The organism is Salinisphaera sp. G21_0, from assembly GCF_017744115.1.
Taxonomy (GTDB): domain Bacteria; phylum Pseudomonadota; class Gammaproteobacteria; order Pseudomonadales; family Endozoicomonadaceae; genus Endozoicomonas.
The window spans coordinates 13,863-27,781 of the sequence record NZ_JAGHQW010000008.1 but is presented as its reverse complement, the minus strand read 5'-3'; the positions used below and the strand labels follow the sequence as shown (position 1 = coordinate 27,781).

Below are 13,919 nucleotides of genomic sequence, written 5' to 3'. Positions count from 1 at the left end.
CCGCCTGTTCCTTATTGGTTAGCTTCTGCCAGCATCTGAGCCATAGCGTCAGCAGACTCCAGCGTAGCAATGGGCGCACGTCGCGCAATACGTTTATTCAGTCCAGCCAGTACTTTACCGGGGCCACATTCAGCAAACCGGCCAACACCAGCGGCCATCATGGTTTCCACAGACTCAACCCAGCGTACCGGACTGTACAGCTGGGCAACCAGGTTCGCCTTAAGCTGAGCCGGATCAGAACAGACATTAGCAGAAACATTCTGCACCACCGGAATCACCGGCTCAATCAACTCAATACCGTCCAACGCTTTCTGGAGGCGCTCTGCAGCAGGCTTCATCAAGGCACAATGGGAAGGAACACTGACTGGCAGCTCAATCGCCCTCTTGGCACCCGCTTCTTTTGCACACTCAATGGCACGTTTAACTGCGGCAACCTGACCGGCAATCACCACCTGACCGGGAGCATTGAAATTGACCGCCTCGACCACTTCATCACCTGCCGCCTTCTCACAGGCAGCAACCACATCAGCATCATCAAGGCCAATAATAGCAGCCATGGCTCCTGCACCGGAGGCAACCGCCTCCTGCATGAACAGTCCACGCAGGCGAACCAGGCTGACGGCATCCGTAAAATTCATCGCACCGGCACACACCAGGGCCGAATACTCACCCAGGCTATGCCCGGCCATCATCGACGGTGCCTCACCCTGACGCTCACACCAGAGACGCCAGAGAGCCACACTGGATACCAGCAATGCAGGCTGGGTATTCTCCGTCTGATTTAACGCCTCAGCAGGCCCTTCAGAAACCATATTCAGGAGATCAAAACCAAGCACCCCGGCGGCTTCAGCAAACGTTGCCTGCACCACTGGCTCTGAAAGATAGTCAGCGATCATGCCAACCTGTTGGGACCCTTGTCCTGGAAAGACAAAAGCAAGCTTATCCGTCATTGCAACCCGCTCTTTCGCTTAGCTCTCTTGTTACCGAGAGGCCTGAAATTCAATTGAATACGAAGCGAACCTCCCGGTACAACTACGCCAGTTAATGCAGTCATCCCGGAAACCAGATACGCTTCCCAGTAAAAAACCGGGGCAATTATAGGAAAAATAGACAACAAGGTAAGTAAATTTATGTTTCCAATAACAAAAAAGAACCGAAAAATGATTCATATTCTTTCCTGCCTGGCAGCAAACAAACTCTGTGATTAACCGTCTATACCCCTTCGATTCGGTTGGATTAAGCAGTTGGCCAATTGTAACCGTATATTTCTGACCACGTGGGCAGTCACTACGCAAGGCACACCGCAGAGAGCATAGCCGTAGCTGTGTGACCGGAGTTGCGATGCTACACGACTGCATGGATGCAGGAGCAATTGCCTGGAGCGACTGTTCACTTAGTCAGAAAATATGATTACATTTGGTTAACTACTTATGCGCCCCCCCAAATACGCTTTCATTGTATGGTCAATGCAGGATAGATGATTTCTGTCGTTAATGGCATCAGTCATCCCGTCAATGAGGCCGGTTTACCGGATGGTTTCGCGCAGAGGCAGAGTTCCAAAATAAGACGACAGCTCTGCACCGTTGAAATCTGCCCGAATATTTTTTTCATTTGAAGGGTAAAAACTAAGCTATGCTTGCATAGTTTCGGGCGTTGCAACTTCTGGCCTGCTTCTTCCGAAGCGTTTTTTAGCCGATCCAATTATTTCAGTCAATTGGATAGTACTTTATCTTCTTTCATAAAATATTCGGACTAAAAAAAGGATTATAACCATGTACCCTGTCAACTCAGCTTTTTCCCGTGCTTCTAATATCCCCGTGAAATCACATGTTCTTTCTGCTGCGCAGAAGTCATCAACTAATGGTTGTCAAGGCGTTTCTGCATTTTTTGGTCAGCATCAAGTCAGTATTTCAAAACTCAGCAAACCATTGGTACTAAAGTGTTTATGGGATAATGCGAAAGGAGAAGGGGTTGCATTTACCAAGATAAAAAATCCTGCAATATTGATGGCGATGAGATTACCCCCGGAGATGGACATTAAAATTGCTGAACAACACATACAAAATGCCCAAAGCAAAAATCTACCATTGTCGTTTGATCATCTTGATAATAAACTGCTAAAAATAAATATCACTGGAAATAATCTGAATACTCAATCTTACGATCATTATCATGGTGATGGTTCCGCAAAAAGAGCAATTGATAAGGCGATAGAACTTGATTGTAAGGAAAAGTATCCTGAAGAACGTTACTTGTTTGATCAGTTTTATCAGGCTATGGCTCATCATCCAAATTCGAGAGAATTAACAGAAGATCAATTGTTAGATTGCTTGATGTCTGCTCTTCATGGCAAAGATAATCCCCCTGTGCCAGGCAACGGAAAAAATCCAGATCAGCAGTCAACCTGATTAAACTTTCCAAAACAAAAAAGAACCAAAAATGATTATAAACACAGAATAATTAACACAAAATATTATTGATACCATTACCTGCAAATCCCGTACAGTTTCTGGTTTAGAGTTGTCATTGATCATTATTAGCGGTAGAGCCTTAGCCGTAAGTTAAGCAGGACAGCCGCAATAATCTTTGCTTGGCAACTTAAATACCAGCACGAACGGATTGCCAGCATCATCAGTAGTTACTCAACGATCAAGTCATTTGTTGCCAAGCAGTTCTCCCGGGTATTTGACCATGCACCTATTGATCCTGAGTTGAAAAATGAGCTGATCAACCAGGTAGCACGGGTTAGCCTGTACGCATTAAAGGGGAAGATCACCGACGACAGTTGGAAGGCTGTGGGCATGGAAATGCTAAAGCAGGAGTACAAAGAATTTATTGAGTGAAATATCTGTGGGATGGGAGTTACCGCCCTCCCTCGCTTGTTAATCCGTGCGGGGTATCACTGAACGATACCCTTACCCCCCTCCCAGCATTAATTCTATCTCTTCTGCCAACCGCCCGGGAACATCGCTATCCACTTCCCTGACGGCCTCGCCAATAGCCCGGAAAAAACCTTCTTCATCGGAGTGACCGTGACTTTTGACCACAATCCCCTGCAGCCCGAGAAAACTGGCACCGTTGTATACTACCGGATCAATGCTTTTATAGATTTTACGCATGACCGGCGCAATCAGCAGAGAGAGAAACCGACGCCAAAGCGTCTGCTGAAAAGCGGCAACCAGGCTGTCACTAATTAAACCGGCAACCCCCTCTCCGGTTTTCAGGGCAATATTGCCAACAAAACCGTCGCAGACCACCACATCCGCGCCACCGGCAAACACATCATTCCCTTCGATATAGCCGATGTAGTTCAGACGACCATCGTCCTTCAATAGCCGATTTGCCAGCTTTACCTGTTCATTCCCTTTGATATCCTCAGTGCCGACGTTCAGCAACCCTACCCTTGGAGAAGTGATACCTCTGACAGTAGCGGCCAGCAAAGACCCCATCACAGCAAACTGGTAAAGACTGTTGGCTGAGCAGTCAACATTAGCCCCCATATCCAGCAGCAGAACACTGCCACCGGCACAGGGAATAGCCCCCGCAATGGCAGGACGGTCAATACCCACAAAGGTCTTCAGGGCAAATCGCCCCATGGCCATCAGGGCACCCGTATTCCCCGAACTGACGCAGGCAGCCGCACGGCCACCAGCCACCTGCTCAAGGGCAACCCACATGGAACTGTCTTCTTTGGATCTCAGGGCAAAAGAGGGTTTTTCATCCATACCGATGGTCTTTCCAGCATGAATAACCGTAAGACGGGACTGATCGAAAGCAATAGAAGAGAGATGACCGGTAATCAGTTGCTGATCACCCACCAGGGAAAGATGAAGATCCGGATAAGCATCCAGGGCTCGGAGGGCAGCCCGGATACGAGAACGGGGACTTTCGTCCCCGCTCATAATATCAAGCGCTATTCTCCTTCCTGGAGCTGCTGACCGTCCTGGCATGCAACGACTCACTCGCCGACTTTACCTTCAAGCACTTTGCGGCCACGGTAGAAGCCGTCAGCGGTCATGTGATGACGACGATGAGTTTCGCCGGAAGTCGCATCAACAGACAGCTGAGAAGTAGTCAGACTGTCGTGGGAACGGCGCATGTCACGCTTGGAACGGGTTTTACGGTTTTGCTGAACAGCCATGTGTCAACTCTCCTAAATTCTTTGCCTGGAACTCTATTTGGGTTCGGTACTTTTATCCGGATCAGCTTTCAGACTAGCCAGAACACTGAACGGGTTACGACGCTTTTTCTCTTCCTCTGCCCGGGCAGCGGAAGCCTCAGCCTCTTCATCAGATTCAGTAGTAAAGTTCTGCTGAACCTGGCAGGCTTCAGGCGGATGATAAGCCACGATTGGAAGGCTCAACAGAAGCTCTTCCTCCAGCAGGGGCACTAACTCCATCGACTCCTCCTGGAGCATCAGGGGTTCATAACCCTCTGGCAGGGACCGGGCCTGCTCATCGGTCAATACACCCATCAGGTTGAGGTCTGAACGCACGGGAAGTTCTGCTACATCAAGGCAGCGCTGACAAATCATTTTAAGATTCGCCTCAACATGCCCCTCAAGAACCACTCGGTGATCTTCGCTCATGTAGAAATGAAGAAAGACCTTCACCTCGCCCTGATCGTCAGCGAGACTGGCCACCAGTCGATCAAACTGTTTAAGCGCCAGCGAACCTTCAAACTGTAACCCCTGACGCGCGAGTTTCCGCGGATCAATGGTTTTTGGTAATTGGCCTGATAACATAAGCGCGCAATCATAGGGCGATGCCCCTTTGCTGTCAAACATCCTTTTCGGATGAGGTTTATCAGAATTTCAACTATTTCATGAATAACATGCCTGAAGACTGTATTTTTCACAACCTGCTGCCGGATGGCGCAGGCGTGTTTTACAAAAATTCGTAACCATGCATACTGTGCTCGACTATCCGAACCTTTGCCCGCACTACCTGCACATCATAAAACGATGAATATATTGCTAGCCTCAGGCTCACCCTATCGAAAAAGCCTGCTTGAACGACTCAACCTGACCTTCAGCCAGGCCTCACCGGACATTGACGAAACCCCTGAACCCACAGAGAGCGCCAGGGAGCTGGCAATCAGGCTTTCCCGGGAAAAAGCCCTGATACTGGCCGACCAGCATCCGGACACCCTGATTATTGCCTCCGACCAAACCGCCGCACTGGACAATAGAATTATGGGCAAACCCGGAACCCGGGAACAAGCCATTCAACAGCTTTCCCGCTGCAGCGGCAGACAGGTGGTTTTCCACACCGGACTTTGCCTGCTGAACACGGCCAAAGCAGAGCATCAGCTGACCTGTGTGGACTACACCGTCTGGTTCCGAACACTGTCCAGCACGCAGATTGCTACCTATATAGATGCAGAGAGTCCGCTGGACTGCGCTGGCAGCTTTAAATGTGAAGGACTGGGCATAACCCTGTTCGAGAAAATGGCTGGCGATGATCCTGACAGTCTGGCTGGACTGCCACTGATCACCCTGACCACCATGCTGATGAATGAAGGGGTTTACCCTTTGGGCAGATAGGCTAGATACACCGGGTCTTGCACAGCAGACCCGGTGATCAAATCACATTAACTGAAAACCATCACCCAGGGCTTCCACCAGGGTGGCGCTGACACCAGCCCCGAAATCCCGGGCAAATTTTTCCAACGGTGAAAGGCGGAAGGTGTAATCAACAATATCCTCTTCCCCCACAACTTCACGGGCCACATAACCGGCACTGCCCAGACCATCAATCAGACCCAGTATTTTGGCCTGCTCACCAGACCAGACCATGCCTGAAAAGATATCCGACCGATCCGCCAGTCGATCACCCCGCCCGGTTTTGACCGCATCAATAAACTGCTGATGAATAGTATCCAGCGACGCTTGCCATTCAACAGCAGCTTCACGGTCCACGGACTGGAATGGATCAAGGAATGCCTTATTTTCACCGGAGGTATAGGTTCTGCGGGTAACCCCCAGCTTCTCCATCGCCCCGACAAAACCAAAACCAGAGGAAATAACGCCGATAGACCCCACCAGACTTGCCTTGTCAGCGTAAATTTCATCAGCGGCAGCGGCAATGTAGTAGCCGCCAGACGCACCGATATCCATAATGACCGCATAAAGAGGCGTATCCTTATGCAGTTCACGCAGCCTGAGAATTTCATCATAGATGTAGCCAGATTGGACAGGGCTACCACCCGGACTGTTAATTCTCAAAATAACAGCTTTAGTGCCCGGATCCTCAAAGGCTGAGCGTAATCCCGACACCACGACATCTGCATTCACATCGCCACCACCAATCTGGCCATCAATCTCCACCAGCGCCGTATGCTCACTGGAGCCATCACTGATCACTGCATCATTGATATTGGTCGCGTTATAAATGACGGCAACAGAGAAAAACAACCAGCCAAAGGTCAGCAGTTTAAAAAATATACCCCATCGCCGGGAACGTTGCTGCTCCAGCAGCGCGCCTTTGGCCAGGGTATCCACCAGATCCCAGGCTCGATTACTGTCCAGACTATCCTGCGCCTCAGACGAGGACTCCCGCCACTTGTCTTGCATAATCACCCCTTAAACAGGTTCACTCAAAAACGATCAATGCATATTTATCAATTCTTCGATCCGACATCCAGGAGGCTGTCCGAGAATAGCGCCCGTAGCGAGGATGGCAGAAAATTGAGGATAAAAATTTCTGCTTCTGAGGAGAATAGCGGGGCTATTTGACGAAGAAGCAGGAATTTTTAGACCAATTTATCGCAACCGCAGTAGGGCAGTCTATTCTCGGTCAGCCTCCCGGCCCTTGCAAAGCTGACAACACCTCAGCCAGCTCGTCCGGCAAAGGCGCTTCAACCTTCAACCGCTTACCATCCAGCAGGTCAAATTCGATACTGGCGGCATGCAGGAACAGCCTCTTAAGACCAAACTGCTTCTGGGACTGATTGTCTGAATCCATACCGTATTTTTCATCCCCGGCAATGGGATGCCCCGCGTGCAAACAGTGGACCCGAATCTGATGGGTACGCCCTGTGATGGGGTAAGCCTCAACCAGGGTCATATTTGGAAAACGGTTCAGCACCCGAAACGCCGTTCGGGATTTTTTGCCATCCACATGCACCCGGACCATTCGCTCTCCTGAGCGCAGCACGTTCTTCAGCAACGGCGCATTTACCAGCTGTTTTCTCGCTGGCCACTTACCCACCACCAGAGCATGATACAGCTTTTCAACTTTTTCTTTCTGCTGCAACTGGTTATGCAGATGACGCAGCATACTGCGGCGCTTGGCAATCACCAGACAACCCGAGGTGTCCCGATCCAGGCGATGCACCAGTTCCAGCGTGCGGTTATCCGGCCGTAGCTGGCGAAGCGCTTCAATCACGCCATAAGACAGACCACTCCCGCCATGCACAGCAAGCCCGGACGGCTTGTTGATAATCAGCAGCAGATCATCTTCATAAAGTACCGCTTTTTCCAACTGAGCGATCACGCTGTCAGCGGGCCTTATGGGAGCCTCCCTTTCAGCAACTCTGACCGGAGGAATACGAACAACATCGTTCAATTCAAGGCGATAATCTGCGGTTACACGCTTTTTATTAACCCGCACCTCACCCTTGCGAACGATACGATACACCCTGGTCTTGGGCACCCCTTTAAGAACCCGCAACAGAAAATTATCAACACGCTGACCAGCCGCATCCTCATCAATGGTAATAAAGTTAACGTTTGCGGCCACAACACCAGCTTCAACGGCCTCCCCATTCCCGGGAGGCTGATCCTTTAACCTTCGAGGAAGAGCCTGTCGGCCTGAACCCTCTCGGCCAGCCCGTTCAGCCCCACGCCCGGAAACCACTCCCCCGGTTCTACCGGACTTTGGGGCCCCCTTCCTGTGACTGGAACGGCCTTTACCATTAACGTTGCGCGCTTGTTTCAATCGTCTAACCACATATTTGTTTATGCCAAGTTGCAGCCCCGGAAGCTCTACCTTAACCGGTTGAGATAAAAAGACTTTCAGGGATTACCGCGATTTTCGTACAGGTAATGTTATCAGCTTTGTGTCATTTGAAGCACTTACAGATTACTGATATAGTTGTGGCACTGCCTTGTAACTATCCGAAGAGGCAGTTCGATTTACGAAGTCTGAGCATGACCCGAAAGGGATAGCATCACTTAAATTCCGCTAACCGGGCCGAAAATAAACTGGAGTTACGTTTACCCGATGAACAAGTCCGGGCCAGGTAACTCCGGGAATAGCCGCTCAGGCAGACATCATGGCAGATGAACCAGTTGCATCCCTCCCTGAGGGCATGAGTTCCTGCCATGGTACTGAATGATTAAAGACCACGGCCACTGCCGTGATAGATAAACAGTGCCACCCAAGAACAGAGGTTGCGCTCCCGATACCAGGGATGAAGAACAGCGGACGGGTCATATGCTAGTGAAAGGCTCAGTGATACCTGCAAACGTATCCACAACCAGCCAGAAGCGCCCGATCAACGCATCTCCCCACTATGCATCCGGTCAACATACGGATGCAGATTACTATATCGTTACAGCCTTACCCTTGAATAAGCCCGGCTGTAAGTCTGATAGTTGGTTACCACCGACCACACCGCTCTCCTGCGGTTGTTGGCCTGTGTACACTCGGGTAGCACCGAAGAGTTTGTACAAAAGCTGAAGGAAACCAGTTGCACTGCCAGCCACCACGAATACGTCAGGTGGCAGGCCGGGCGCTTCCGGAAAGACGATGGATTGCCCGTCAAACCAATGAATGCGCTGGATTAACCGAATGTCACGAACAACTTTTCGCCACCAACATCTGATCAGGGTAGCCATTAGCAATTTGGTACTCTATGAAGAGAATGTTGATCAATGCGACCCAGCAAGAAGAGCTGAGGGTTGCACTCGTCGATGGGCAGCGCCTGTTCGATCTGGATATTGAATCCGGAGCCCGCGAGCAGAAGAAAGCCAACATCTATAAAGCAAAAATCACCCGTGTTGAGCCCAGCCTGGAAGCCGCGTTTGTGGACTTTGGTGCAGAGCGACACGGCTTCCTGCCCTTAAAAGAGATCTCCCGGGAATACTTCGTCGGCCATACTGGTGGTCGTCCCAACATCAAGGATGTCATTAAGGAAGGCACCGAGGTTATCGTTCAGGTAGATAAGGAAGAGCGTGGCAACAAAGGTGCCGCCCTGACCACACTGGTCAGCCTGGCTGGCCGCTACCTTGTGCTGATGCCCAACAACCCACGGGCCGGTGGCATCTCTCGCCGCATTGAAGGTGATGAGCGTGCTGAACTTCGTGAGGCCATGAGCAAGCTGGACATCCCGGCCGAGATGGGTGTCATCGTTCGCACAGCCGGCCTTGGCCGTTCAACAGAAGACCTTCAGTGGGATCTGGACTATCTCCTGCAGCTCTGGAACTCCATCAAAGATGCTGCCGATAAAAATTCCGCACCATTTTTGATCTACCAGGAAAGCAATGTCATTATCCGCGCTATCCGCGACTATCTGCGCCAGGATGTTGGTGAAGTACTGATCGACAAAACCCCGGTTTATCAAGAAGCCCTGGATTTTGTTAAACAGGTCATGCCCCAGTACCAGAACAAGATCAAACTGTATAAAGACAGCGTCCCCCTGTTCAACCGCTTCCAGATTGAAAGCCAGATCGAGACCGCCTTCCAGCGTGAAGTCAAACTGCCATCCGGCGGCTCCATTGTTATTGACCCAACAGAAGCCCTGGTATCCATTGATATCAACTCTGCCCGTGCAACCCGTGGTGGCGATATCGAAGAAACCGCCTTCAACACCAACCTCGAAGCGGCGGATGAAATTGCCCGCCAACTGCGCCTGCGCGATATTGGCGGCCTGATTGTTATCGACTTCATTGATATGGGCAGCAACCGGAATCAGCGGGAAGTAGAGAACCGTATTCGTCAGGCGCTGTCGGTTGATCGTGCCCGCGTTCAAACCAGCCGTATCTCCCGCTTTGGTCTGCTGGAAATGTCCCGTCAGCGTCTGCGCCCATCACTGGGTGAAACCAGCGGCGTGGTCTGCCCTCGCTGCTCAGGCCAGGGCACGATTCGGGATATTGAGTCTCTGGCCCTGTCTATTCTGCGCCTGATGGAAGAAGAGGCCATGAAGGACAAGACGTCCGAAATTCGTGCACAGGTTCCCGTGCCAGTGGCGGCATTTCTGTTGAATGAAAAGCGCAAAATGATCGCCAAGATCGAGAAGCGCCATGATGCCCGCATCATCGTCATTCCAAATGCCAATCTGGAAACCCCTCATTACGATGTCCAGCGCCTCCGTGACGACAATCTTCAGGATCGCGAGAGCAGCTACGAAATCATCCTGGAGGGCGAAGACTCCAGCCCGGAAGAGCTGACCACAGCCACCAGGCCCCAGCCCAGACAACAAGCTGTCGTTCGCAATATTGCCCCGGCACAGCCTGCACCAGCCATTAAAGCGTCTGAATCAAAACCCGGATTTATTGGCAGTCTGCTGAAGTCCATCGGCAGCCTCTTCAACTCTGAAAATGACGATGACAAATCCGCTGGCCAGAACAAACCCACCCAGCAACGTCAACCGGCGCGTCGTGATCAAGTCGGCCAAAACAGGAAAAAGGCCCGAACTGATTCCCAGCGCCGCGACAGACAGGACAGCAACCGTCCTCAGAAAGAGCGTAAAAAGAGTCAGCAGGAACGCTCAGACAACCGCTCCGGCAGTCAGGAAAATCGCTTCGAAAGGCAGGAAAGACGCCAGCGTGACAAACCGGAAGTAGCGGAACAACGGGAACCCAGACAGGAACGCCGCCAGGACCAGGAACCAGAACAAGGCTCTGGTGATCGTCGACGCCGCCCCAACTCTGCGCCCCGTCGTCGCAACAACCGACAGTCTCAGCGCCAGCAACAAAATGAACCGCAATTACAGCCACTGCTGCCTGAAAGCGCTAAAGGGGCAGTAAATGCGCCTGCTGTTCATGAAACTGCCACTCAGGAAAGCGCCCCACAGGAAAAGCGTGCTGACAAAAAAGAGTCGTTTGCCAGCATCGAGAAGCCTGAGCTGGAAAGCAGCAAAGCTGCTGCATCTGCCCCGGAAGCTCCTGCGGCTCCGACCATGCCAATGGATAAGGTAGAGGAAACCAGCAAAGCTCCTGTCGAAGAGCAAACAATTGCCAACACCCCTGAAGCACCGGAAGAAGGGAGACCTCGTCGCTCAAGAAGAGTGAAGAATGACCCTCGCCGTCTCAGGGAAGCTCAGCAGTCTGCGCCTCAGGAAGTCAGCGAACCTGAAATCCCTGCCAAGAGCGACTCACCAGCACAGCCTTCTGCCGATAAAGAGCCGACAGTTGAGCTTAAGATTGCAACAGCCGGAGATTCTGAAGCGCAACTGAAAAAAGCAGAACAAGCCACCGTTGAGACCAGCACTCAAGAACGTCAGGCTGACCTGCCCGTTGCCACTGCAGAAGCAGCAACCGTTGAGCGGGAGAAGGCAACCCCTCGCCCTCAGATGACAGAAATGGCAAAAGCCGTTGCCGCTTCCCATAATCTCGACAAGCCAGCGTTTGCAACCATGCCACCCGCTTTCGAGAAACCAGCTGTAGCGGATGCTGAAACAGAGGCTGTCGAGCCCAAGCCGACCATGACCGCCAATGAAGCTGAAGAGATGCTGAAGCAGGCATTAAATCAGTCTGACGAAGACCAGGCAGTTGTTCATGAAAGTCAACAGGAGAAGCCTGCTGAGACTGCCCCGACTCCAAAGCCTTTTGCGCCTGAGAGCAAAGCAGCAGAAGTACCACAAGCAGTTGAGCGTGACCAGACAGCAGAGGTTAAAGCCAGCGAAGCTGAAGCAGTTACTGCTGATGAAACCGTTGAAAGGCCGCGTCGTCGTCGCAGCCGTGCTCACAACGACCCCAGGGCAAAGCGCCAGACTCAGCAGATCGAACTGACTGTCGAGCCAGAAGGCGAAACCCAGGAAGCTCCGCAAGTGCGTACTGAAGAAAGCAACCTGTAATACAGGTTGATACAGGTCTGAACGGGGTGGTTTCCACCCCGTTTTTTTTTGCCTTGAAAAACCACCAGAAGGCTCTCCAGTCATAAATCACCCTGCGCTATAGCGATGGACAATAAATCTTTGCCGAACTCGCTCCCACGCAAATTAAAAGAGCCGCAACCCGCCACTGGTGGAACTTTTATCAATTTTAGAAATCAAAACAGGGAGTAAATCATGTAACTAAAACAACCAAAACAGAGGAAAATTCATGAAAAACAACATATTCAAGCAATGGGTAATGGCCAGTTTACTGTGCATTCTATCCTGCTCTGCATTTTCAGACGTTGAATATTCAGGCATCGCTTTCAGCAACGTAGATATCCACGGGCAAGGCACTGAAGCCGACGTTAAACCCGGTGAAACTGTCGGCATCCATGCCCATTACAAATGGCTCTGGCCGCGGGAAGAAGGCAGCATTGTCCAGATTATTGTTGGCATTGACGGCATAGGTGCTCAAACAACAATTGCCAATGCCATTGTAATTGATGGTCGATATCTTGACCCTCATTACTATGATATCACCGAGCAAGATGTAGACTTTCACATCGTTGCGCCCAACGAACCGGGCACTTACCAGATTCGCTTCCGTTACGCCCAGGCTTACGGGGCCGAGGAGGCCGTTGGAACATGGTGGTACGTCGATCAGGCTCCTACCGAAGAAGCAACAATTGGCACTATTACTGTCCGTTAAACGATATGAAACACTAGTCAGTCAGGAGTCCCGGACAACTCATGGGACTTCTGGTTTATTACTATCAGTGCAACGTAGAATCATCTCCCATCTCACAAATCTGCATCCTTAGATTCACAGGGGTGTTCTGTCATCATCCAGATAAAGCCGCGGCTCTCTTTCCAGCTGAACACCAAACTTTTCATTTACTTTCTGCTGAACCTGCCTGGAGAAAGACAGTACATCCCGACCAGTGGCTCCTCCGTGATTCACCAGAACAAGAGCCTGTTTCTGGTATGTCCCCACACAACCGTCACGCTTCCCTTTCAGCCCGGTCTGATCAATCAGCCAACCAGCGGCCAGTTTCCAGTTCTGCCCAAGGGGATAAGCGACGATATTCGGATATTCCTGCTTCAGGCGATCCATCTCTGACTGTGATACCTCCGGGTTTTTGAAAAAGCTGCCAGCGTTACCCACCTCAGATGGATCCGGCAACTTTTCCCGGCGAATATCACAAACAGCCCGACTGATATCCACTGCGGAGGGAGCCTGATCGCCCAGGCGTCTGGCAAGCAGATCACCTAACTGGCCATAGCCCAGATTGGGTTTTAATGTTGCATCAAGATCCAGGGTCACAGCGACAATAATGTACTGATCACGCTTTTCCCTTTTGAATACCGAATCGCGATAACCAAAGCGGCAACTTTGCCGGTCAAAATACTCAACCTGCCCGGATTCCAGGTTCATCGCCTCCAGCGAAACGAAAGAATCCGTCAACTCAACACCATAGGCACCAATATTCTGGATAGGTGCAGCACCAACATTACCCGGTATCAAGGAGAGGTTTTCCAACCCATAGGCCTGATGATCCAGAGACCATAAAACAAACTCATGCCAGTTCTCTCCCGCCTCGGCCCTGACCCGAACACAATCCTGATCACGACTCAACACCGTTTTTCCCTTGAGATTAACGTGCACAACCAGGGCATCAAGAAAATCACCAAGCACTACATTACTGCCACCGCCCAGGGGAATAACCGGCAACTGCTTTTGCCTGGCAAAAGCCAGTGCCGACTGCAATTCAGCAACCGTATTTGCCTCAGCGTAGTATCTGGCAGTAGACGGCAAACCCAGGGTATTTCTCTCCACCAGGGAATAGTTGTCGCAAATCTTAACCGGGAAGTTCATT

At 51.1% G+C, this 13,919-nt stretch carries 13 protein-coding genes; 6 read left to right on the top strand and 7 right to left on the bottom strand.

Translation table 11 applies throughout. The annotated features are described in order from the left end of the window. Positions 1 to 11: 11 nt before the first annotated feature. Entirely contained in the window at positions 12 to 950 is a 939-nt protein-coding gene (gene fabD, locus J7439_RS05695; protein ID WP_209200862.1) for an ACP S-malonyltransferase, read from the bottom strand. Between the two features lie 822 nt (positions 951 to 1,772). On the opposite strand from fabD, the gene J7439_RS05690 reads away from it, so the two are divergent. Both J7439_RS05690 and J7439_RS26345 read left to right on the top strand, forming a co-directional pair. Further along, complete coding sequence (locus J7439_RS05690) at positions 1,773 to 2,408, top strand: hypothetical protein (RefSeq protein ID WP_209200861.1); 636 nt, start codon at positions 1,773 to 1,775, stop codon at positions 2,406 to 2,408. A gap of 303 nt (positions 2,409 to 2,711) precedes the next feature. After that, entirely contained in the window at positions 2,712 to 2,843 is a 132-nt protein-coding gene (locus J7439_RS26345; RefSeq protein ID WP_286198219.1) for a hypothetical protein, read from the top strand. Positions 2,844 to 2,915: 72 nt separating this feature from the next. Here the strand turns inward: J7439_RS26345 and plsX are convergent, their stop codons facing one another. From plsX to J7439_RS05675, 3 genes are read right to left on the bottom strand one after another with little or no spacing between them, the layout of a single operon-like run. Further along, the gene (gene plsX, locus J7439_RS05685; protein WP_209200951.1) at positions 2,916 to 3,950 is read right to left on the bottom strand and encodes a phosphate acyltransferase PlsX; all 1,035 of its coding nucleotides are present in this window, start codon (positions 3,948 to 3,950) and stop codon (positions 2,916 to 2,918) included. Between the two features lie 8 nt (positions 3,951 to 3,958). Then, the gene (gene rpmF / locus J7439_RS05680; protein WP_209200860.1) at positions 3,959 to 4,141 is read right to left on the bottom strand and encodes a 50S ribosomal protein L32; all 183 of its coding nucleotides are present in this window, start codon (positions 4,139 to 4,141) and stop codon (positions 3,959 to 3,961) included. A 33-nt stretch (positions 4,142 to 4,174) separates the two neighbouring features. Next, the gene (locus J7439_RS05675) at positions 4,175 to 4,744 is read right to left on the bottom strand and encodes a YceD family protein (RefSeq protein ID WP_209200859.1); all 570 of its coding nucleotides are present in this window, start codon (positions 4,742 to 4,744) and stop codon (positions 4,175 to 4,177) included. Positions 4,745 to 4,963: 219 nt separating this feature from the next. On the opposite strand from J7439_RS05675, the gene J7439_RS05670 reads away from it, so the two are divergent. Further along, the gene (locus tag J7439_RS05670; RefSeq protein WP_209200858.1) at positions 4,964 to 5,545 is read left to right on the top strand and encodes a Maf family protein; all 582 of its coding nucleotides are present in this window, start codon (positions 4,964 to 4,966) and stop codon (positions 5,543 to 5,545) included. A gap of 42 nt (positions 5,546 to 5,587) precedes the next feature. On the opposite strand, the gene J7439_RS05665 is transcribed toward J7439_RS05670, so the two are convergent. Continuing rightward, positions 5,588 to 6,574 (bottom strand): S49 family peptidase, encoded by a 987-nt coding sequence (locus tag J7439_RS05665; protein WP_209200857.1) that lies wholly within the window; start codon positions 6,572 to 6,574, stop codon positions 5,588 to 5,590. Positions 6,575 to 6,797: 223 nt separating this feature from the next. Beyond that, positions 6,798 to 7,742, bottom strand: coding sequence for a 23S rRNA pseudouridine(955/2504/2580) synthase RluC (rluC, locus tag J7439_RS05660; RefSeq protein ID WP_209200950.1), 945 nt, complete (start codon positions 7,740 to 7,742; stop codon positions 6,798 to 6,800). An 857-nt stretch (positions 7,743 to 8,599) separates the two neighbouring features. Here rluC and J7439_RS05655 point away from each other — a divergent pair. From J7439_RS05655 to J7439_RS05645, 3 genes are all read left to right on the top strand, one after another. Continuing rightward, positions 8,600 to 8,791 carry a hypothetical protein gene (locus J7439_RS05655; protein ID WP_209200856.1) on the top strand — a complete coding sequence of 64 codons (192 nt, stop codon included), beginning with the start codon at positions 8,600 to 8,602 and terminating at the stop codon, positions 8,789 to 8,791. Between the two features lie 68 nt (positions 8,792 to 8,859). Then, the gene (gene rne, locus J7439_RS05650; RefSeq protein WP_209200855.1) at positions 8,860 to 12,021 is read left to right on the top strand and encodes a ribonuclease E; all 3,162 of its coding nucleotides are present in this window, start codon (positions 8,860 to 8,862) and stop codon (positions 12,019 to 12,021) included. Between the two features lie 247 nt (positions 12,022 to 12,268). Then, complete coding sequence (locus tag J7439_RS05645; protein WP_209200854.1) at positions 12,269 to 12,751, top strand: hypothetical protein; 483 nt, start codon at positions 12,269 to 12,271, stop codon at positions 12,749 to 12,751. Positions 12,752 to 12,865: 114 nt separating this feature from the next. On the opposite strand, the gene murB is transcribed toward J7439_RS05645, so the two are convergent. Continuing rightward, a complete protein-coding gene (gene murB, locus J7439_RS05640) occupies positions 12,866 to 13,918 on the bottom strand; it encodes a UDP-N-acetylmuramate dehydrogenase (protein WP_209200853.1) in 1,053 nt (350 codons plus the stop codon). Position 13,919: the final 1 nt, after the last annotated feature.

What these genes read in the sequence shown, in the direction of transcription:
- rne (WP_209200855.1), top strand. Translation starts at nt 8,860, where the DNA reads ATGAAGAGAATGTTGATCAATGCGACCCAGCAAGAAGAGCTGAGGGTT.
- J7439_RS05645 (WP_209200854.1), top strand. Translation starts at nt 12,269, where the DNA reads ATGAAAAACAACATATTCAAGCAATGGGTAATGGCCAGTTTACTGTGC.
- plsX (WP_209200951.1), bottom strand. Translation starts at nt 3,950, where the DNA reads ATGCCAGGACGGTCAGCAGCTCCAGGAAGGAGAATAGCGCTTGATATT.
- J7439_RS05665 (WP_209200857.1), bottom strand. Translation starts at nt 6,574, where the DNA reads ATGCAAGACAAGTGGCGGGAGTCCTCGTCTGAGGCGCAGGATAGTCTG.
- murB (WP_209200853.1), bottom strand. Translation starts at nt 13,918, where the DNA reads ATGAACTTCCCGGTTAAGATTTGCGACAACTATTCCCTGGTGGAGAGA.
- J7439_RS05690 (WP_209200861.1), top strand. Translation starts at nt 1,773, where the DNA reads ATGTACCCTGTCAACTCAGCTTTTTCCCGTGCTTCTAATATCCCCGTG.
- J7439_RS05675 (WP_209200859.1), bottom strand. Translation starts at nt 4,744, where the DNA reads ATGTTATCAGGCCAATTACCAAAAACCATTGATCCGCGGAAACTCGCG.
- fabD (WP_209200862.1), bottom strand. Translation starts at nt 950, where the DNA reads ATGACGGATAAGCTTGCTTTTGTCTTTCCAGGACAAGGGTCCCAACAG.
- J7439_RS05670 (WP_209200858.1), top strand. Translation starts at nt 4,964, where the DNA reads ATGAATATATTGCTAGCCTCAGGCTCACCCTATCGAAAAAGCCTGCTT.
- rpmF (WP_209200860.1), bottom strand. Translation starts at nt 4,141, where the DNA reads ATGGCTGTTCAGCAAAACCGTAAAACCCGTTCCAAGCGTGACATGCGC.